The organism is Streptomyces sp. NBC_01515, from assembly GCF_045040345.1.
Classification (GTDB): domain Bacteria; phylum Actinomycetota; class Actinomycetes; order Streptomycetales; family Streptomycetaceae; genus Streptomyces.
In genome coordinates, this window is the sequence record NZ_CP109416.1 from 10021063 (window position 1) to 10039738 (window position 18676).

At 70.8% G+C, this 18676-nt stretch carries 18 protein-coding genes; 12 read left to right on the forward strand and 6 right to left on the reverse strand.

Annotated elements, in window-relative coordinates:
* Positions 1–47: 47 nt before the first annotated feature.
* The 6 genes from rhaS to OG407_RS44305 all read left to right on the forward strand — a co-directional run bounded on the left by rhaS (position 48) and on the right by OG407_RS44305 (position 6150).
* Positions 48–1130 carry a rhamnose ABC transporter substrate-binding protein gene (rhaS, locus tag OG407_RS44280; protein WP_327399441.1) on the forward strand — a complete coding sequence of 361 codons (1083 nt, stop codon included), beginning with the start codon at positions 48–50 and terminating at the stop codon, positions 1128–1130.
* A gap of 17 nt (positions 1131–1147) precedes the next feature.
* Positions 1148–1468 (forward strand): L-rhamnose mutarotase, encoded by a 321-nt coding sequence (locus tag OG407_RS44285; protein WP_405866344.1) that lies wholly within the window; start codon positions 1148–1150, stop codon positions 1466–1468.
* 19 nt (positions 1469–1487) lie between these two features.
* Complete coding sequence (locus OG407_RS44290; protein WP_405866346.1) at positions 1488–2900, forward strand: BNR repeat-containing protein; 1413 nt, start codon at positions 1488–1490, stop codon at positions 2898–2900.
* 88 nt (positions 2901–2988) lie between these two features.
* Entirely contained in the window at positions 2989–4014 is a 1026-nt protein-coding gene (locus tag OG407_RS44295; protein WP_033278942.1) for a LacI family DNA-binding transcriptional regulator, read from the forward strand.
* A 113-nt stretch (positions 4015–4127) separates the two neighbouring features.
* Entirely contained in the window at positions 4128–5432 is a 1305-nt protein-coding gene (locus OG407_RS44300) for an alpha/beta fold hydrolase (RefSeq protein WP_405866348.1), read from the forward strand.
* Positions 5433–5520: 88 nt separating this feature from the next.
* Positions 5521–6150 (forward strand): FxLYD domain-containing protein, encoded by a 630-nt coding sequence (locus OG407_RS44305; protein ID WP_405866350.1) that lies wholly within the window; start codon positions 5521–5523, stop codon positions 6148–6150.
* Positions 6151–6190: 40 nt separating this feature from the next.
* On the opposite strand, the gene OG407_RS44310 is transcribed toward OG407_RS44305, so the two are convergent.
* Positions 6191–7204, reverse strand: coding sequence for a carbon-nitrogen hydrolase family protein (locus OG407_RS44310; RefSeq protein WP_405866352.1), 1014 nt, complete (start codon positions 7202–7204; stop codon positions 6191–6193).
* A gap of 253 nt (positions 7205–7457) precedes the next feature.
* Between OG407_RS44310 and sigJ the strand changes: the two genes are divergently transcribed.
* Complete coding sequence (gene sigJ, locus OG407_RS44315) at positions 7458–8363, forward strand: RNA polymerase sigma factor SigJ (protein ID WP_405866354.1); 906 nt, start codon at positions 7458–7460, stop codon at positions 8361–8363.
* 5 nt (positions 8364–8368) lie between these two features.
* Entirely contained in the window at positions 8369–9199 is an 831-nt protein-coding gene (locus OG407_RS44320; RefSeq protein WP_405866356.1) for a pentapeptide repeat-containing protein, read from the forward strand.
* Here OG407_RS44320 and OG407_RS44325 read toward each other — a convergent pair.
* Positions 9161–10693, reverse strand: a complete 1533-nt coding sequence (locus tag OG407_RS44325; protein ID WP_405866358.1) for a cytochrome P450 — start codon at positions 10691–10693, stop codon at positions 9161–9163. The two genes, OG407_RS44320 and OG407_RS44325, sit on opposite strands and share 39 nt — an antisense overlap.
* Positions 10694–10801: 108 nt before the next feature.
* Here OG407_RS44325 and OG407_RS44330 point away from each other — a divergent pair, with 108 nt between their 5' ends.
* On the forward strand, positions 10802–11410 hold the full coding sequence (locus OG407_RS44330) for a TetR/AcrR family transcriptional regulator (protein WP_405866360.1): 609 nt from the start codon (positions 10802–10804) through the stop codon (positions 11408–11410).
* A gap of 121 nt (positions 11411–11531) precedes the next feature.
* Complete coding sequence (locus tag OG407_RS44335; RefSeq protein WP_405866362.1) at positions 11532–12257, forward strand: DUF2470 domain-containing protein; 726 nt, start codon at positions 11532–11534, stop codon at positions 12255–12257.
* Here OG407_RS44335 and OG407_RS44340 read toward each other — a convergent pair.
* From OG407_RS44340 to OG407_RS44350, 3 genes are all read right to left on the reverse strand, one after another.
* Positions 12225–13457, reverse strand: a complete 1233-nt coding sequence (locus OG407_RS44340) for a lactonase family protein (protein ID WP_405866364.1) — start codon at positions 13455–13457, stop codon at positions 12225–12227. The genes OG407_RS44335 and OG407_RS44340 overlap by 33 nt on opposite strands.
* A gap of 149 nt (positions 13458–13606) precedes the next feature.
* A complete protein-coding gene (locus OG407_RS44345; RefSeq protein WP_405866366.1) occupies positions 13607–14644 on the reverse strand; it encodes a hypothetical protein in 1038 nt (345 codons plus the stop codon).
* A gap of 69 nt (positions 14645–14713) precedes the next feature.
* A complete protein-coding gene (locus OG407_RS44350; protein ID WP_405866368.1) occupies positions 14714–15967 on the reverse strand; it encodes an FUSC family protein in 1254 nt (417 codons plus the stop codon).
* 114 nt (positions 15968–16081) lie between these two features.
* On the opposite strand from OG407_RS44350, the gene OG407_RS44355 reads away from it, so the two are divergent.
* Both OG407_RS44355 and OG407_RS44360 read left to right on the forward strand, forming a co-directional pair.
* Complete coding sequence (locus OG407_RS44355) at positions 16082–16675, forward strand: TIGR03086 family metal-binding protein (protein WP_405866370.1); 594 nt, start codon at positions 16082–16084, stop codon at positions 16673–16675.
* Positions 16676–16744: 69 nt separating this feature from the next.
* Entirely contained in the window at positions 16745–18085 is a 1341-nt protein-coding gene (locus tag OG407_RS44360; protein ID WP_405866372.1) for an erythromycin esterase family protein, read from the forward strand.
* On the opposite strand, the gene OG407_RS44365 is transcribed toward OG407_RS44360, so the two are convergent.
* Positions 18049–18615: a CGNR zinc finger domain-containing protein gene (locus OG407_RS44365; protein WP_405866374.1), complete on the reverse strand. Its 567-nt coding sequence runs from the start codon at positions 18613–18615 to the stop codon at positions 18049–18051. The two genes, OG407_RS44360 and OG407_RS44365, sit on opposite strands and share 37 nt — an antisense overlap.
* Positions 18616–18676 lie beyond the last annotated feature (61 nt).

The following is an 18676-nucleotide window of genomic DNA, read 5'->3' on the forward strand; positions in this document are numbered from 1 at the left end:
GCCCCTTCAAGGCGCGTCGTACTCACCTTCGTCACAAAGGAACCGACATGCGCAAAACATCCCTTCGGCGTGCCTGTGCCGCCCTCGTCGCCGTCACTTCGCTCACCCTCGTCGCCACCGCTTGCGGTGGCACCACCAAGAAGGACGTGAAGGACGAGAACACCGGATCGGCCGTCACCGGTGGCAAGGCCGATCCGAATGCCGCGCTCAAGAAGGGGCTCACCGTCGCCTTCCTGCCGAAGGCGGTCAACAACCCGTACTTCACCACGTCCGACAAGGGCGGCGAGAAGGCGCTCACCGAACTGGGCGAGAAGTACAAGGAAGTCGGCACGACCAGTGCCACCGACACCTCCGGTCAGGTCTCCTACGTCAACACGCTCACCCAGCAGCAGGTGAACGCGATCGCCGTGTCCGCGCAGGACCCGGGCGCCCTGTGCACCGCGCTCAAGCAGGCCATGAGCAACAAGATCAAGGTCGTCACCTACGACTCCGACACCAACCCCGAGTGCCGCAACGCCTTCGTCTCGCAGGCCAGCGCCGAGGACCTCGGCCGCACCGAGGTGCAGCTGCTCGCCCAGCAGATCGGCTACAAGGGCGAGATCGCGATCCTGTCGGCCGCGCAGACCGCGACGAACCAGAACACCTGGATCGGCTTCATGAAGGAGGAGCTGAAGGACCCGAAGTACAAGAACATCAAGCTGGTCAAGGTCGCCTACGGCAACGACGACGCCCAGCAGTCCTTCCAGCAGACCCAGGGTCTCCTCCAGGAGCACCCGAACCTGAAGGGGATCATCTCCCCGACCACCGTCGGCATCAAGGCCGCCGCCCAGTACCTCTCCGGCTCCAAGTACAAGGGCAAGGTCAAGCTGACCGGCCTCGGCACCCCCAACGACATGCGCAAGTACGTCAAGAACGGCACCGTCGACGGCTTCGAGCTGTGGGACCCGGCGAAGCTCGGCGCCCTCGCCGCACAGACGGCCGTGGCGCTGGTGTCGGGGCAGATCACCGGCAAGGAGGGCGAGACCTTCAAGGCCGGCGGGACGTCGTACACCATCGGCAAGGACGGCGTGATCAGCCTCGGCAAGCCGACCGTGTTCGACGCGAAGAACATCGACCAGTTCAACTTCTAGTAGATACAGGGGTGTTGATGCAGCACGTGTGCTTCCTGCTGAAGGTCCGGGCGGACCGCCTCGACGAGTACCGCGAGCGGCACGCCGCCGTGTGGCCCGAGATGCTCGACGCACTCTCGGCCACCGGCTGGCACAACTACTCGCTCTTCCTGCGTGAAGACGGCCTGCTGGTCGGCTACTTGGAGACCGAGGACTTCGCCGCCGCCCAGGCCGGCATGGAAGCCACCGACATCAACTCCCGCTGGCAGGCGGAGATGGCGCCGTTCTTCGAGTCCCTGGACGGCGCCCGTCCCGACGAGGCGATGAAGCCCCTCACCGAGGTCTTCCACCTCGCGTGATCCCCCACAGGAGCCACTCATGAGAAGACGCGCCGTGCTCACGACCGCCATACTTGCGGCCGTGGCAACGCCGGGCATCGCACGGGCGGCCGACCCCGGCCCGTCCGTCACCAAGAAGGGCACCACCCAACTCGACGACCAGGCCGTCTACTTCGTCTCGTACGACGGCCTGGTCAACAACAACTCGTTCCAGAAGAACGGCCTGTTGACCTACAAGGGCTATCAGTACGCGGCCTGGTACACGTCCACCAAGTACGCCGTCGTCGCCCGCCGTGTCCTCGGCGGCTCGACATGGTCCACGATCACCCTCTCCCACCAGCTCAAGAGCGACGACTCCCACAACGTCGTCTCCATGGGCGTCTCCCGTGTCGACGGCCGTCTTCACCTCAACATGGACTCCCACAGCGACGGCTTCTTCTACGTCAAGTCGATCGCCGGTCTCCTCGACAACCCGGCTTCCACCGCCTGGACTTCGGCCGTCCTCGGCGCCGTACAGACATCGCTGGACGGCGTCACACTCACCAGCCAGTTCACCTACCCCCAGTTCATCGCCACCCCTGAAGGCAAGCTGCAGCTCAGCTACCGCGTCGGGATCTCCGGCAACGGCCGCAACGCCCTTGCGGAGTACGACGGTTCGCAGTGGACCGCGTTGGGGGAGTGGAGCGGTTCGACCGGTACCTATACCAGCGCGCACGGCTCCAGCACTGCCCGCAACATGTACCTGCACGGCATCGACTACGACGTGAACGGCCGCCTGCACTCCTTCTTCACCTGGCGCGAGCAGTCCGCCGCCGTGATGTGCAACAGCGGGGGCATCACCAACCACGACACCGGCTACGTCTACTCGACCGACCAGGGCCGCAGTTGGCGCAACGACGCGGGAACTGTCGTAGGAACTACGGGTAGTTCGGACACCGTGGCCGTCACCGACGCCGGGCTGGTCGTCGACCCGCTCGACCCCGACCACTCCCTGATGAACCAGGAGAGCCAGACCACCGACTCGACCGGCCTCCCGCACGCGATCATCAGCTACGTCCCCGGCCGCTTCGGCCAGTGCACCACCAACTACGTCACCGACCGCACCGCCAACGGCCGTGCCTTCCACGTCCGCAAGAACTCCGCCGGGACCTGGCAGAAGACCGAGATCCCGATCGCCCTCAACTCCAGCCAGCGCACCAAGCTGGTCCTGGACAAGTACGACAACGCCTACGCGGTCCTGCCGTACGGCCGTATCGCGGGCGCCTCGAAGTCTTCGGGTTACACGGACTGGGCGCTGCTGTACGACGGGAGCGACCTGAACGCGTTCGGTGAGGTCGTCATCGACGAGCCGCGGGTGAAGGCGGACAACGTGCTGTCGTTCATGTACCAGGAGAAGTCGAGCGGTACGACCCCCTCGGCACTTCACGTCGTCGACTTCGCCCTGCCCGCGTGAGCGGCACCGCCGCAGGAGTCGGCACAGGTCATGGCGGTAATGTGAAGACCTGCCCGCCGCCCCACGTCACCCTGGAGGTCTCCGCCTGATGGCCCAGCCGGTGGGTATCAAGGACGTCGCCCGCGCCGCCGGAGTCTCCGTCGGCACGGTCTCGAACGTCATCAACCGCCCGGACACCGTCGCCACGGAGACCCGGGCCCGCGTGCTGTCCGCGATCGACCGCCTCGGCTACGTCCGAAGCGAGTCCGCGCGCCAGCTGCGCGCCGGGCGCAGCCGGATCATGGGGCTGCTCGTCCTCGACATGGGCAACCCGTTCTTCGTGGACGTGGCCCGCGGCGCCGAGCGGGCCGCGCGTGAATCGGGGCTCGGTGTGATGGTCTGCAACAGCGCGCAGAGCCCCGTCGAGGAGGCCGACTACCTCTCGCTCTTCGCCGAACAGCGGGTGCGGGGCGTGCTGTTGACCCCGGCCGACGCGACCGGACGCAATATCGAGTCCTTCCGGCGGCACGGCATCCCCTTCGTGCTCGTCGACCGGGTCGCCGAGGGCACCACCGAGTGCTCGGTCTCCGTCGACGACGTCGCCGGCGGCGCGCTCGCCGTGCGACACCTGGTCGATGCCGGGCACCGCTCGATCGCGTACGTCAGCGGGCCGCCCGGCTTCAACCAGGTGCGGGACCGCCGTACGGGCGCGAAGAACGCGCTCGCCGAGGCCGGTCTCGACCCCGACGCGCTGCGCGAGCTGCCCACCGACCGGCTCGACGTGGCCGCCGGGCGGGACGCCGGGGCCCGGCTGCTCGGCCTCGCCGACCGGCCCACGGCGGTCTTCTGCGCGAACGACCTCCTCGCCCTCGGCGTGCTCCAAGCCATGTACGCGGCCGGGGTCGGCGTCCCCGACGACCTCGCGATCGTCGGCTACGACGACATCGAGTTCGCGGCGGCGGCGGCCGTACCGCTCACCTCGGTCCGCCAACCGGCCGTCACCATGGGCGCGTTGGCCGCCGAGCTGCTCCTGGAGGAGACGGAGGCGGAGACCGCCGCGCGTCCGCACGAGCACCGGCGGGTCGTGCTCCAGCCGGAACTGGTGGTGCGCCGCTCCAGCCTGGCCGCCCGCTGATCGGTCGGTCAGTAGTGATCGGCAGGATTTCATGATCCAGGGGGTCGGATATCGGACGCGCATGTGCTGAGATGTGACGCGGCCCGTAAATCGTCCGTCCCAGGAGAGCCCCGTTGTCCGTCAGCTATCGCCAGCCCGGCGTCGTCCTCACCGACCGCCACTTCACCGTGCCCCTCGATCACGAGGACCCCACGGGCGAGACCATCGAGCTCTACGCCCGTGAGGTCGTCGCGAGCGACAAGGCGCACCGCGAGGACCTGCCGTGGCTGCTCTATCTCCAGGGTGGACCCGGTTTCGGGGCGAATCGTTTCGTCGGTAGGCAGGCCTGGCTCGGCCGCGCGCTCGACGAGTACCGCGTCCTCCTCCTGGACCAGCGCGGCACCGGCCACTCCACCCCGCTCACCCGGCAGACGCTCCCGCTGCGCGGCGGCCCCGCCGAGCAGGCCGAGCACCTCACGCACTTCCGCGCCGACTCGATCGTCCGGGACTGCGAGACGATCCGCCCCGCCCTCACCGGCGGCGCTCCCTGGACCGTCCTCGGCCAGAGCTTCGGCGGCTTCTGCGCGGTGAACTACCTGTCCACCGCCCCCGAAGGCCTGCGCGCCGCCGTCCTCACCGGCGGCCTCCCGTCCCTCGACGCGCACGCCGACGACGTCTACCGGGCCGCCTACCCGCGCATCGAGCGCAAGGTCGCCGCCCACTACGACCGCTACCCGCAGGACGTGGAGCGCGCCCGCCGCATCGCCGAGCACCTGATGCGGCACGAGCCGGTCCTCCCCAACGGCTACCGGCTCACCGCCGAGGCCTTCCAGTCCCTCGGCATCATGCTCGGCGGCAGCGACGGCAGCCACCGCCTCCACTTCCTCCTGGAGAACGCCTTCGTCCGTACCCCGCAGGGCTTCGAGCTCTCCGACGCGTTCCAGGAAGAGGTCCAGAACTCCCTCTCCTACGCCGGCCACCCCCTCTACGCCCTCGTCCACGAGTCGGTCTACGGCCAGGACAGCCGCCCCACCGCCTGGTCGGCGGAGCGGGTCCGCGCCGAGTTCCCGCAGTTCGACGCGGCCAAGACCCTCGCGGGCGACAGCCCCCTCCTCTTCACCGGCGAGTCCATCCACCCCTGGATGTTCGACTGCGACCCCGCCCTGCGCCCGCTCCGCGACACCGCCGAACTCCTCGCCGCCCACACCGACTGGCAGCCCCTCTACGACCCCGCGCGCCTCGCCGCCAACGAGGTCCCGGTCGCCGCGGCCGTCTACCACGACGACATGTACGTCGACGCGACCCACTCCCTCCGGACCGCCCGCGCGATCCGCGGCCTGCGCACCTGGGTCACCGACGAGTTCGAGCACGACGGGGTACGGGCGGGCGGCCCCCGCGTCCTGGACCGCTTGCTCGCTCTGACGCGGGACGAGGCGTAAGGCAGGGGCGCCGCGGCTGGTCGCGGGCTCCACCGGGTGGCCGTCGAGGACATGCAGTGCCGAAATGTCCGGCATAAGGTTCATTTCGATGAATACCAAGCCACTGAACAGCAAGTCGCTCCGCCGGGGACGCTCAACCGCCCTGGCCCTCGCCGTCGTCGCGGTGAGCACGGTCGGGCTGGTGTCGTGCGGCGACGACAACGACAGCTCCGGCAGCAGCAGCTCGCAGGCTTCGACCCCGGACGCGGCCTCCTTCTCGGGGATGACACCGTCGGCCCTGAAGTCGGCCGCGTCGTCGGCGGTCGCGTCGGCCCGCGCGCAGGCCTCCGCCGCCGCGTCCTCCGCATCGGCCGCCGCGTCCTCCTTCGAGGCCTCCGTGTCGTCCGAGGTGGCCCGCGCGAGCAAGGACGCCCAGAACGAACTCAAGGACGTCAAGGGCCAGGGCAACGCGATGTCGGACGTCGCCATGACGGGCAAACCGCGCGCCCAGACAGGCGGCCTGCTCGCCGTCGTCGTCACCATCACCAACAAGACCGACAAGAAGGCGTCCTACGCCGTCCAGGTCGACTTCCTCGACTCCTCGGGGAAGGTGGTGGAGACCCGTTACGTCGGCGCCGAGAACCTCGCCCCCGGCGCGAAGGCCCAGCCGCTCGCCATCAGCGCCAAGCCTCCGGAGCCGGTACTGACCCCCAAGTTGGCGAAGGCGCAACGCTATTGAGAATCCGGTGCCTCGACGCGGCACCGGATTCTCCTCCGGGTTAGAAGGCCGCCGTCCGGTCCTCGCTGCGCGGGTCGGTCACCTGGTACTCGGTGTAGACGCCCGCGCGTGCCTCACGACGCCAGGGACGGCTGTAGGTCACCGCGTCGGCGGCGGCCTCCGAACTGTCGTCGAGGTTCACGACGGCCACCGACGGCGAGTCGTCCGAGGGGCACCGCGCGAGCCAGTGGCCGTTGGGGGCGACGATCCCGGACGGCGCGACGGCGCTGTGCTGCGCGGGCACCGAGAGGCTGACCCAGTAGCTGTTGACCGCGGCATGGCCCTGGGCCTGGGCGGCGATGTTGCCCGGGGTGCCGCTGGTCGAGAACAGGACGCAGCCGACGTCCAACTCCTCGTACTCCGCGAACAGTTCCGGGTAGTGGATCTCCATGCCGAGCAGACAGCCGAAGCGCACACCGTCGACCTCGAAGGTCACCGGTGAGACGCCCGGCGAGTACATGTACGAGACCTTCGTCTTCGACAGCAGACGCTCGTCGTAGCGCGTGACGACCTCGCCGCGATCGGAGATGACGTAGAGGCTGTTGTGCGGACGGTTCGGGCCCGTCAGGCGGTGCACCGCCGCGATCACCGTCCACAACCGCAGCTCGCGGGCCAGTTCGGCTATCGCGGCCAACTCCGCCTGAAGTACGGGCCATTGGCACCGGTCCCAGTCCGCCGGGCCGACCGCGTCCGGGCCGTCGACGGACATGACGTACTTGTTGGGAAAGCAGATCGCGCCTTCCGGGAAGTGCGCGATCCGCGCTCCCTGGGCGCTGGCCTCGCGCATCAGCGCACGGACCTCACGCCCGCTCTCGCGCAGTGCTTCGACGTCTCGGGGGTCTTCGCGTACGGGGGTCTGCGCCACGGCGAGCCGCACGCTTTTGGGGTTCCTTGCTTCCGGCATGACGTCTCCTGATGGAGTCGGACGGAAGTGCCGGAGGGCGGTCGTATAGGACTCGCCGGTCTTGGCGGCGCGGGCGCGCACCTGGCGCTTGAAGTTCCTACGGGCTGTCATCGCGGCCTTCCACGCCTTGGGCGACGGCTCCCCGGCAACCCCGCCCGAGGCGATCGGGCTGCGACAACGACCTGAGACACTGGTCCCTTTGCCTCCGCTGGGAGACCGTGCCGGGGACGGTCGTGGGAGGTTCGGCGTAGGCCACGCAGTCGGTCATCATGCCGTCGGGTGCGGGCTCCGTCAATATCCTTCAGTACGTGCAGCGAGCCGTCGGACGACCGGCCGCCGGCGAGGAATCCACCACGGGGACGGTATGAACGACGAGGAAGTTCTGGCGGACCGCTTCGAGGAACACCGGGGCCGGCTCCGCGCGGTCGCCTACCGCATGCTGGGCTCGGTGCCGGAGGCGGAGGACGCCGTCCAGGAGACATGGCTGAAGCTCAGCCGGACCGACGCGGACGACATCAGGAACCTCGGCGGCTGGCTGACCACGGTCGTCGGCCGGGTCTGCCTCGACCTGCTGCGCTCCCGTACGTCACGCCGCGAGGACCCCATGGACGAGGCCTTCACCGGGACCTTCGTCCCCGACCCCTTGATCAGTCCCCTCACGGAGCTGGACCCGGAGGAGGAAGCACTCCACGCCGACTCGGTGGGCCTCGCCCTCCTCGTCGTCCTGGAGACCCTGGAACCCGCCGAACGCCTCGCGTTCGTCCTGCACGACATGTTCGCGGTGCCCTTCGACGACATCGCCCCGATCGTGGAACGCGGCTCGGCCGCGACCCGCCAACTGGCCAGCAGGGCGCGCCGCCGAGTCCAGGGCGCCAGCCCCTCGACCGCCCCCGACCTCGCCCGCCAGCGCGAGATCGTCGAGGCCTTCCTCGCCGCTGCCCGCGAGGGCGACTTCGACGCCCTCGTCGCGCTCCTCCACCCGGACGTGGCCCTGCGCGCCGACTCCGGAGCCCTCGTACGGGGGGCCGCCGCGTCCAAGGCGATGCGCGGCGCACGCGCGGTCGCCGAACAGGCGCTCATGTTCGCCCCGTTCGCCCGCACCACCCAACTCGCCCTGGTCAACGGCTCGGTGGGCGTCGTCAACGCCCCCGAGGGACAGATCCTCTCGGTCATGGGCGTCACCGTCGCCGACGGCCGGATCACCGAGATGTACATCCTGTCCGACCCGGATCGGCTGGCGCGCCTCGATGCGGCCGGGTCAGTACGCTGAACGGCATGGAAGATCACATAGCGGCCCGCTCCGACCTCCGCGGCGACTGCGAGCGCTGCTTCGGCCTGTGCTGTGTGGCGCTGCCCTTCGCCGTCTCGGCCGACTTCGCGCTCGACAAGGCCGCCGGGACGCCGTGCCCGAATCTTCAGGGTGACCACCGCTGCGGTATCCACGCGAAGCTCCGGCCCAGTGGCTTCACCGGCTGCACGGTCTACGACTGTTTCGGCGCCGGGCAGCGGGTCTCGCAGGTCACCTTCGGCGGACAGGACTGGCGGACGGCTCCCCGGGAGCAGGCCCGGCGGATGTTCGACGTGTTTCCCGTCGTACGGCAGCTTCACGAACTGCTCTGGTACCTGACCGAGGCGCTCACCCTGCCCGCCGCCGGCCCGGTGCACGCAGATCTGCGCCGGGCCCTCGGCCGTACCGAGGAACTCACGCGTGGCACACCCGAAGAGCTCGCCGCGCTGGACGTGGGCGCGCATCGGCAGGAGGTCAACGTGCTGCTGCTCCGGACCAGTGAGCTGGTGCGGGCCGGGGTGCGCGGTAAGAAGAAGGAGCGGCGGGGCGCCGACCTCATGGGTGCCCGGCTCAGGGGCGCCGATCTGAGCCGGGCCAATCTGCGCGGTGCCTGTCTCATCGCCGCTGATCTGACCGGGGCCGACCTGCGCGGTGCGGATCTGATCGGTGCCGACATGCGGGACGCCGATCTCACGGACGCCGATCTGACCGGCGCTTTCTTCCTCACCCAGCCGCAGGTCAACGCGGCCCGGGGGAGCGCCGGGACCAGGCTGCCGGAGTCAGTCGTCCGTCCCGTGCACTGGACAGCGGGGCTCTGACCGCACCTCGTCGGGGACCGTGACCGGTGCGGGCGCCGCTGTCGCGGTGCGGCGGTCGAGGTGCAGGCGCAGGCCCTCCGGCATCAGCGTCAGGCGTTCGGTCACGCGCAGCTGGTACGTCGGGTCGGGGCGCAGGTCGTAGCGGCGCAGCAGCAGGCCCAGGACCAACGTCGCCTCGTGCAGGGCGAATTGGCGGCCGATGCAGGCCCGCGCACCCGTCCCGAACGGCTTGAAGGTGTGCGGGGCGCGGGAGCGTACCGCCTTGGCGTCGAAGCGGTCCGGGTCGAACTCCTCGGCGTCCGCGCCCCACACCTCGGGGTCGCGGTGCAGCATCGGCGTGAGGATCAGCGCCCAGCCGCCCCGGCGCATCGGGTGGACCCCGGTCAGTTCGGTGTCCCGGGTGGCCTCACGGGCGTACGCGGGGGCCGTCGGCCAGAGCCGCAGCGACTCGTCGAGGACCCGGCGGACGTAGCGCAGCTTGGCGACCTGCTCGTAGCCGGGGGTCTCGGTGTCGCCCCAGACCTGGTCCACCTCGGCGCGGGCGCGGGCGGCGATCTCCGGGTGGCGGGCCAGGTAGTGCAGCGCGAAGGAGAGGGAACCCGAGGTCGTCTCGTGGCCGGCGACCAGGAAGGTGATGACCTGGCGGCGGACGTTCTCGGGGGAGAGGCGCTCGCCGGTCTCCGGGTGGCTCGTGTCCAGCATGCGGTCCAGGAGGTCGCCGTCACCGGTTCCGCTCGCCCCGCGGCGCGTCCGCACCATCTCGTCGACCGTGCGGTTGAGGTAGGCGATGTCCGCTTCGTTGCGGCGAGTCGCGGTGCGCAGCAGGAACGGGGCCAGCGGCGACGGTACGGAGTTGAGGCGCTGTGCGTAGCTGAGCGTGCCCACCATCGACGTCACGAAGGGGTGCGGGCGGTCGCGTTCGAAGGACCCGAAGTCATGGCCGAACCCGGTGCGCGAGATCGTCTCCAGGGTCAGCTTGGTCATGTCGCCGGGCACGTCCACCGAGCGTCCGGCCGCCAGTTCGCGGTCCCAGCTGTCGGTGAGCCGCTCCGCCACGGACAGCATCATCGGGTGGTAGCCCGCCATCGCCTCGCGGCTGAAGCCGGGGGCCAACACATCATGCGCCAACTGCCAGTTGGGCTCGTGGTTGTACGCCGTGAACAGGCCGTCCCCGGCCACCGGCCGCAGGTTCGCGACCCCCAGGCCGACATGCTTGGCGAACCGCGACTCGTCCGCCATGTCGGCGACCAGGTCCGCGCCCCACACGAACACGAACTCCTTGCCGAACGCCTTCCGCCGGAAGATCGGGCCCAGTTGACGGGCGTGGCGGAGGGTGTCCTGGAGGGGAGTGCGGCGGTCGGCGCCGAGGACGTCGCCGAGCAGCGGGACCCGGCGCGGGGGATGCGGGATGCGGTCGAGGTGGGGCCAGCCCTGCTCGGCGCCCCGGAATCCCTTCGGCAGCGCGGTCGGCGTCGCCGTCGTCGTCTCCGCCATGACGCGATCTCCCTTGATCCTGCGGCAGGTTGAGCCTGTTGTACGTCGGTTCAATAACGTGTTTCAGTGTGATCCCGTCGGCGAACCGACGTCAAGTAAAGTGCGGGAATGGCCGCGAACCAGGGAGGGCGCACGCGCCGTCGGCTCAGCACCGAGGAGCGTCGGGAGCAACTCCTCACGGTGGGAGCGCGGTTGTTCTCCGAGGACCCGTACGACGACGTGTGGATCGAGCAGGTCGCCGAGATCGCCGGGGTCTCCCGCGGGCTGCTCTACCACTACTTCCCGACCAAGCGGGACTTCTTCGCGGCCGTCGTCGAGCGCGAGAGCGAGCGGATGCTGCGGATGACGGCGGCCGTGCCGGGCGTACCGGCCCGTGAGCAACTCGCCGTCGCCCTCGACACGTATCTGGAGTACGTGCACACCCACGCGCACGGCTACCGCGCCTTCCACCGAGCCGACGCTGCGGGGGACCAGACCGTACGGCGGGTCTATCAGCGGGCGTTGGCGGCGCAGGAGCGGCAGATCCTGGGCGCGCTCGCCGCGGATCCCGAGTTCGGGCCGGCCGTGGCGGAGCGGCCCGACGCGAAGCTCGCGGTGCGTGGATGGCTGGCCTTCACCACCGCCGTCTGTCTGGAGTGGCTGCGGGGGCCGGAGTTGAGCCGGGAACAGGTGCGCGATCTGTGCGCGCGGGCGCTGTTGGGCGTCATCTCGCCCTGAACTCGTCCTGGAGTCGCCCGGAACTCGTCCTGGACGACTTGGTGGAGAGATTGCGTGGCGTGGTTGGCGTGCGCCCCGATCTTCGGTAAGTTAGGCAAGGCTTACCTAAGGAGGTTCAGGGATGGGTGACAGCCAGACGTGGACGGCCGTGCCTGCCGCGGCCGAGCGAGCCCGCTCGGTGCTCGCCGCCGCATGGTCCTGCGCGGTGACCGCGGAGGGCGGTCGCGAGGAGTTCGTCGGTGCGCACAGCGTGGACGACGACAGCCGGGTGCTCCTGCAAGTGCCCGAGGACAGCGCCCTGTTGGCGGCCGCGATCTGCGCGCCCCGCGGAGAGCCGTCCGCCGTCCTGGAGTTCGCGGACGTCGCACCCGTCCCCGTGCGCAACCGTATCCGGGCCCGGCTGTGGATGGCCGGCTGGTTCGTCCCCGAGGACGACCGACTCGCCTTCCGCGCAACGCGCGTGGTGCTGCGCCCGGCGACCGGCGCGGTCGTCGTCGACCTCGACGAGTTCGCCGCCGCCGAACCCGACCCGCTGGCCCTGGCCGAGGCCCAGCTGCTGACCCACCTCGCCGACTGCCACTCCGACGCGGTCGAGCGGCTCACCCGGCTCGTCGAACCCGACAGCCTGCACGGTGCGGTTCGCGTCCAGCCCCTCGCCGTGGACCGGCACGGACTGACGCTGCGCATCGAGCGCGCCCGCGCCCACGGCGACGTACGCCTGCCGTTTCACGCGCCCGCCGACACGGTCTCGCACCTCACCGAGCGCATGCACGTGCTGCTCACCCAGGCCAGCGCCGCGTCCTGCCCGCGCCCCCTACAGCGGCAGCGCACAGACGGCGACCGGTGACGCGAACGGCACGCCCGCGAGCGTGAGTTGACCCGTGCTGTCGTTCACGTGGAACACGCTCACCGTGCTCGACTTCTGGTTCGCGGTGAACAGCAGCGACCCGTCCGGCGAGAGCGCGATCTGCCGCGGGAAGTCACCGGACACCGGCACCGTGCCGAGCAGCCTGAGCCGGGCGCCGTCCGCCTCGACGGCGTACCGGGCAAGGGTGTTGTCGCCCCGGTTGGCGAGAAAGGCGTACGCACCGCTCGACGCCACCAGGATCTGCGCCGGGTAGTTGGTGGCACTGCCCGTGCTGCCGCTGGACTGCGGGGCGCCGATCGAGAGAGCACCCGTGGCCGGGGCGTAGGCGCACACGGCGATGGTGTCGTCGACCTCGTTGGCCAGGTACGCGTACCGGCCGCCGGGGTGGAACGTGAGGCTGCGCGGCCCCGCGCCCGCGCGGGTGTGCGCCTGCGAGACCTCGGCGAGCGTGCCCTTCGTGGTGTCCAGACGGTAGGTGTAGACCGTGTCGGTGCCCAGGTCGACGGCGAGGACATGGCCGCCGTCGGGACTGGTCACGAACTGGTGCGCGTGCGGGCCGTCCTGGCCCGGGCCCGGCTGCGGACTGGAGTGCTTGGCCAGCGCCGTGCGCTCGCCGAGCGCGCCCGAACTGTCGATCGGGTGCACGGCCACGCTGCCCGACGTGTAGTTCGCGCTGAGCAGCCAGCGCCCGGTGGGGTGCACGGACAGGTGGCAGGGGCCCGCGCCGCCGGTGCTCCGCGCGCCGAGGACCTTACGGTCCGCCAGCCGTACGGCGGTCACCGCACCGGCCGTCTGCTCGTCGACCGCGTACAGCGTGCGGCCGTCGGGATGCACGGTGAGGTACGACGGGTCGGCGACCCCGGTGAGCGTGCCCGCGCCGGTGATCTGGCCGGTCGACGCGTCGTAGGTGGCCAGGCCGATGCCCTTGCCGCCGCCGTCGACCGAGGTGTACGTGCCGATGCAGAGGGGGCGGGGTCCGGCGGCGTTGCCGGTGTGGTGGGTGCCCGGTGCCGGTGCCTTCGCGGCCGACGGTTCCGGGGTGGTCGTACGGGACGATTCGGGATCCGCGGGTGTGGCGGCCGGTGCGGGGACCGCGACCACCGCCGCGGTTCCGCCCAGGGCGCCGATGAAACGGCGCCTGCTCCAGCCCTCGCGTGACGCCTCCGCACCACTCGTCATGCCCACACCCTCAGGTCGTCGCTCGCCTCGGTCGTCACGGCAACCTTGGCGTGCGGGGCCCGTTGAGCGCAAGACCGGCAACGGGCGTTGCATTCAGTGCAACGAGTGTCGGGCGGGCACCCTGCCCAGTCGGCGCCCTGGGGGATGGCCTACCAGTCGCCGTCCTCCACCGGCTTGCCGTGCGCGTCCTTGAGGGGCTCTACCTGGTCGGCCGCGGGTTCCTGCCAGGGTTCGTGGTCGTCGCCCAGCCAGTCGCCGACCGGCCGCACCGCGCCCAGGGTGTCGGTGGGGGCGAGATCCTCGGCGTCCTGGTCGTAGTAGTCGAACCAGGGAAGCCCCGCCCGGGTGTACGCGGCCCGGTCCACCGGTGACGGCGGCGGGGCCTCGCCGGTGATGCGGCGCCACTCCGGGGGCGTCACCAGGTGCACGAAGACCCGCCCGGCAGGCGCGTGGGCCCAGTCCTTCAGCGGGCGGTCGTCCTCGTAGACCTCCTGGTGCATCGAACCGCCGGCACCGAGCCCCATGGCAGCGGCGGCCCGGGGGCTCGGTGCCGGTGGGGCGCCGGGCGCGGACATCATCGGCGCGGCGGGCATGCCGTAGCCGCCGGTCGGCAAGGCCGTCGTCCGCGCCCGCTCCGAGCGGCGTCGCTCGGTCTCGCGCCACTTGGTCAACTCCCGTTCGCCGAGCGGGAAGGACTGGAGCTGGATGCCGCCCCACACCTCCTCGCCCGTGACCTGCCCCTCGACCGTCGCGCCGAGGCCGAGCGGGACCGCCACGAACTGACGGACCGTGCCCTTGCCGGAGTTGATGCCGTCGAGCCACGGCTGGCGGGGCAGCACCACGTAGTTCTGCGGGTCCCGGGACAGCCGGTCGCTCCACGGCTCGCCCGAGACCGCGCACACCTTGCCCACCCCGACCTGTAGAGCGGCGGGCTCCCGCGTGCCCGCGAAGCTCAGCCACATCGCCTCGCGCAGATACACCGGCAGCAGCACCCCGCCCCGCGCCCGCCACTCCGCGGGCACCGTGTCCGGGAAGTCCGCGACCCGCCGGACCGGGAACTCGCCGAGCCCCGGCGGCAACGGATGCGTGCCCGTCTCGGGCAGCCGCAGCGTGCGGACGAACCGCACCGCCACCCCACCGGGCAGCCGCAAGGTGTTCCCGTCGATCCGTACGGTGCTGTCGGTCATACGCCCGCCCCCATAGTTCCGCTGTGCCGAGTCGTCCTCCTGGGCGCGCCCCGCCCCCAGGTGACTTCGTCACCTAGAACGATCGGCGCCCCCGCCCCGGTTCCTGCGCAGCCGGTCCGGCACACCCACCCGCTCCCGCAGCCAGGTCAGCCACGGCAGGCGCGTGCGCTGCTCAGTGGCACACCGGTCGAGTTCCTCCAGCAGTCGGCGTGAGCGGTGCTCGGTGTCCAGCTCGTCCAGCATGCGGTTGACCTCGGTCAGCATGGCGCCCAGCAGCTGCCACTGGGCCGCGTCGCGCTGCACCTCCTCCAGGAGCAGCTGGGCCAGCTTGTCGCGGGTCGCGGCGGCCGTGTGCAGCTCGGTGGTGAGCCGCGACTCCGCGGACTCGGCGCTCACCGTCACATCGGTGGTCACCAGCACCGCGAAACTGACCACGGCGTCACCGATCTCGGACAGCAACTGCTCTACGGCGGCGCCCGTCGGCGGTGCGAACAGCGGCTCGGGGTCGCGCTGCTTCGCCAGGTCGGTGAAGGTGCGGGCGAGGACGCGGAGCACGACCGTGCAGATCTCCAGGGTGTCCAGGCCGGTCCGCAGCACGACCCGGTGCAGCAGCCCCTCCCGTACGCGCGGATTGAGCCGCAGGCTGTCCTCGGCCTGCCGCAGGGCCGCGTCCACCTCGACGATGTCGTGGTCGAGCCGGCGGGCCTCGTGCAGCCGGGCGGTGGCGTGGTCGACGGGTGTGCGGCCCGCCGCCTCCTCGCCCATGCGGCGCATCAGCCGCCGTAGCCGACGGGCCAGGCCCTCGATCGACTCGCCGGCCTCGTCCACCCACACCGGGGGAGCCAGCAGCAGATTGCAGCCGAGTCCGACGACCGCGCCGATCAGTGTCTCCACGATCCGTGCCCAGGCCGTGTTCCCGACCGTGGTGACCCCGAGGACCAGCATCGCGCTGATCGCCACCTCGGGCACGTACTCGTCGACCCGCACCAGCCGCCCCACCACCAGCGCGGCCACGATCAGCAGGGCCAGGCTCCACCAGGTCAGGCCGACCAGCAGGCTGAAGGCGATGGCGACGAGCACGCCCGCGACCACGGCGGTCACACGGCGGATGCCGTTGGTGAGGGTGGCGTAGAGGGTGACCTGGACGACGAGGAGCGCGGTGAGGGGAGCGGTCAGCGGGGCGGGCTCGGGGCTCAGCCGCAGGGCGACGACATACGCGACCGTCGCCGCGGTCGCCGACCGCAGCGTCTGGACGACGACCGGGTCCCGGTGCCGCCCCAGGAACCGCACCAGTGGCGCCGTCCACTCACGGACATCTCGCATCCTTGGCCTATTCCCTCTCACCGATGCGCCGAACGTTTCTCTTGCGGACAGTAGGTGTCCGCAAGGCCTCCTAGATTGTCCTCACCGCACGGAACGAAGGGGAGGGGAACGTTCATGACGAACATCCAGGGCATCGAGGTACTGACCCGCTCGCACGACTATCTGCGCGAGGTGGTCGCCGCCGTGCCCGAGGCGGCCTGGACGGCGCCGACGCCGTGCAGCGAATGGACGGTACGGCAGGTCCTCAACCACGCACGCATCGACCAGCAGGCCTACGGCCTCGTCCTCACCGGCGACCGGCCCGACTCCGACCCCTTCCACCCGGAGGACGCCCTCGCCGGGGACCCGGTGGCCGAACTCGACAAGGTGCTCCGCATGGTGGCGGACGCCTACGCCCAGCTGCCCGCCGACGCCGACCAGGTGCCGACACCGCTGGGCCCGATGCCCCTCCCGTTCGCCGCGGCGACGGCCGCCATGGACGCGGCAGTCCACGCCTGGGACATCGCGGCGGCCACCGGCCAGAACCGGCCACTGGCCACGGACCTCGCCGAGGGAATCTGGCCGACCGCGGACCGGCTCGTCGACCAACTCCGCGACTCCTACCGGGTGTTCGCACCCGCGCGCGAGGCGAAGGACGAGTACGACCGTGCCGAGACACTCCTCGCCTTCCTCGGCCGCGACCCGCACTGGACACCCGCCGGTTCCTGAGGGAAACCCCACCCCGATACGGAGGACCACCGCATGGTCTCCACCCCCGGGGCACGCGACCCTCGCACCATGAAACGGCATCGGACCGGACTGATCCTGACCCTGCTCATCAGCCTCGGCACCGTCGCGGCCGGCACCCCGGCCGCGACGGCAACGCCAACTCCCGCGCCCTCGGACGTGGTTGCGGCCCTCGACCGCTCCGCCCACCCGCTGCGGACCGTCGAACCGGGCGGCGCCACCGATGACTTGCGCCCGCTCGACCGCATGATCGGCGGCGCGAAGGTCGTCGGCCTCGGCGAGGCCACCCACAGTTCCCACGACTTCCTCGCCCTCAAGGACCGCGTCTTCCGTCACCTCGTCGAGAAGAAGGGCTTCCGCACCTTCGCCCTGGAGGGTGCCTGGAGCACCGGGCTGCGCCTCAACGACTATGTCCTGTACGGCAAAGGGGATCCGCGGCGCATCTTCCGCGAGGAGTTCCAGCGCGACTACCTGTGGTGGAACAACACCGACTATCTGAAGCTCGTCGAGTGGATGCGCGCGTACAACGTCCGGCATCCCGGCGACCCCGTGCGCTTCATGGGCGACGACATCGGCTGGGCCGGACCCGAGCTCTACGATTCGGTCACCGCCTATGTGGCCGACACCCACCCCGAGTCGAGCGCCCGTCTCGCCGAGCTGTACCGAGGCCTGCGGCCCACCGTGCCGGCCGGGACGTACATCGAGCAGTACCTCGACAAGCCGTACGCGGAACGGCAGGAGATGGCCGAACGCACCGGCCGCGCACTGGAGTTGCTCAAGCGGCAGACTCCGGGGAAGGACCGCGAGGCGTACGACCGGGCCGTGCAGAACGCGACCGTCGTCGACCAAGTGGCCCGGCAGTACGACTTCGACTTCGCCGACCCCGCGCAGGTTCCGGCGGCGATGCGCTACCGGGACGAGACGATGGCGGCCAATGTCGTCTGGTGGCAACGGCACACCGGCACCAGGGTGTTGCTGTCCGCGCACGACGCCCACATCGGCTATGTGCCGTCCGATCCCGCCAACTACCCCAAGATGCAAGGGGCGTTCCTGCGCGAACGGCTCGGCTCCGGGTATCGCAACGTCGGCCTGACCTTCGACCGGGGCTCGTTCAACGCCACCGGCCCCGACGACGCGATCCACCGCTGGACGCTGGGACCGGCAGGCCCGGGCAGCAACGAACAGACCCTGGACCAGGTGCGGTTCACCGACTACCTGGTCGATCTCCGCTCGGTCGGATCACCGGCCCGCGCATGGCTGGCGGAGGCACGGCCGACCCGGAGCATCGGCACCGACTACCCGGAGGACCTGCGGACCATCGCACTGGCCCGCAGCTACGACGTGCTGATCCACCTTCACTCGGTCACAGCCGCCCGGCTGCGCGACCGATAGCCCGCGATCTTCGCGAGGTTGCCGCAGCGGTCCATCGAGCACCAACGGCGGCGGCGGGCCTGGGAGTCGTCGAGGAACAGCAGGGAACACTCCGGGTTCTCGCACTCCTTGACCCGCTCCAGCAGCGGACTGCCCACCAGGAGAACGCCGTCCCGGGCCACCGTCGCCAGCGCCGCGCGCGCCGGATGCGCCGACTTCCAGCGCCGGTCGCCCAGTTGGGGCGCGAGATCCGGTCGCGCGGCGGCCTCGTTGACCCGCTCGACATCGGCCGCCGCCGGTTCCCGGCCGGCCATCGCGTCCCGTACGACACGGTAGAGCGCCTCGCGCAGGGTGCGCGCGTCCGCCAGCTCCCGGGCCGTGACCCGCACCGGCTCGGTGCCCGCCGACAGCTCCGCCTCCGTGATCCAGCCCGCCAGGGCCGCTGGATCGGCGAGTCGCTCCACGGGCGTGCCGTGCCGCTTGCCGAGCGTCGCCACGAAGTTCAGGCACGGGCGTCCGCCGATGAACGGGAAGACGGGCGGTTGGGTCATGACAGCGAGCGTACCTCGCGTACACCGGTTCATGCGGTGTACGTGAAGGCGTCGGCCGCCC

What these genes read in the sequence shown, in the direction of transcription:
- OG407_RS44305 (WP_405866350.1), top strand. Translation starts at nt 5,521, where the DNA reads ATGAATACCAAGCCACTGAACAGCAAGTCGCTCCGCCGGGGACGCTCA.
- OG407_RS44360 (WP_405866372.1), top strand. Translation starts at nt 16,745, where the DNA reads ATGAAACGGCATCGGACCGGACTGATCCTGACCCTGCTCATCAGCCTC.
- OG407_RS44340 (WP_405866364.1), bottom strand. Translation starts at nt 13,457, where the DNA reads ATGACGAGTGGTGCGGAGGCGTCACGCGAGGGCTGGAGCAGGCGCCGT.
- OG407_RS44310 (WP_405866352.1), bottom strand. Translation starts at nt 7,204, where the DNA reads ATGACAGCCCGTAGGAACTTCAAGCGCCAGGTGCGCGCCCGCGCCGCC.
- OG407_RS44320 (WP_405866356.1), top strand. Translation starts at nt 8,369, where the DNA reads ATGGAAGATCACATAGCGGCCCGCTCCGACCTCCGCGGCGACTGCGAG.
- OG407_RS44290 (WP_405866346.1), top strand. Translation starts at nt 1,488, where the DNA reads ATGAGAAGACGCGCCGTGCTCACGACCGCCATACTTGCGGCCGTGGCA.
- OG407_RS44345 (WP_405866366.1), bottom strand. Translation starts at nt 14,644, where the DNA reads ATGACCGACAGCACCGTACGGATCGACGGGAACACCTTGCGGCTGCCC.
- OG407_RS44330 (WP_405866360.1), top strand. Translation starts at nt 10,802, where the DNA reads ATGGCCGCGAACCAGGGAGGGCGCACGCGCCGTCGGCTCAGCACCGAG.
- OG407_RS44285 (WP_405866344.1), top strand. Translation starts at nt 1,148, where the DNA reads ATGCAGCACGTGTGCTTCCTGCTGAAGGTCCGGGCGGACCGCCTCGAC.
- OG407_RS44355 (WP_405866370.1), top strand. Translation starts at nt 16,082, where the DNA reads ATGACGAACATCCAGGGCATCGAGGTACTGACCCGCTCGCACGACTAT.
- OG407_RS44365 (WP_405866374.1), bottom strand. Translation starts at nt 18,615, where the DNA reads ATGACCCAACCGCCCGTCTTCCCGTTCATCGGCGGACGCCCGTGCCTG.
- rhaS (WP_327399441.1), top strand. Translation starts at nt 48, where the DNA reads ATGCGCAAAACATCCCTTCGGCGTGCCTGTGCCGCCCTCGTCGCCGTC.
- OG407_RS44350 (WP_405866368.1), bottom strand. Translation starts at nt 15,967, where the DNA reads ATGCGAGATGTCCGTGAGTGGACGGCGCCACTGGTGCGGTTCCTGGGG.
- sigJ (WP_405866354.1), top strand. Translation starts at nt 7,458, where the DNA reads ATGAACGACGAGGAAGTTCTGGCGGACCGCTTCGAGGAACACCGGGGC.
- OG407_RS44325 (WP_405866358.1), bottom strand. Translation starts at nt 10,693, where the DNA reads ATGGCGGAGACGACGACGGCGACGCCGACCGCGCTGCCGAAGGGATTC.
- OG407_RS44295 (WP_033278942.1), top strand. Translation starts at nt 2,989, where the DNA reads ATGGCCCAGCCGGTGGGTATCAAGGACGTCGCCCGCGCCGCCGGAGTC.
- OG407_RS44335 (WP_405866362.1), top strand. Translation starts at nt 11,532, where the DNA reads ATGGGTGACAGCCAGACGTGGACGGCCGTGCCTGCCGCGGCCGAGCGA.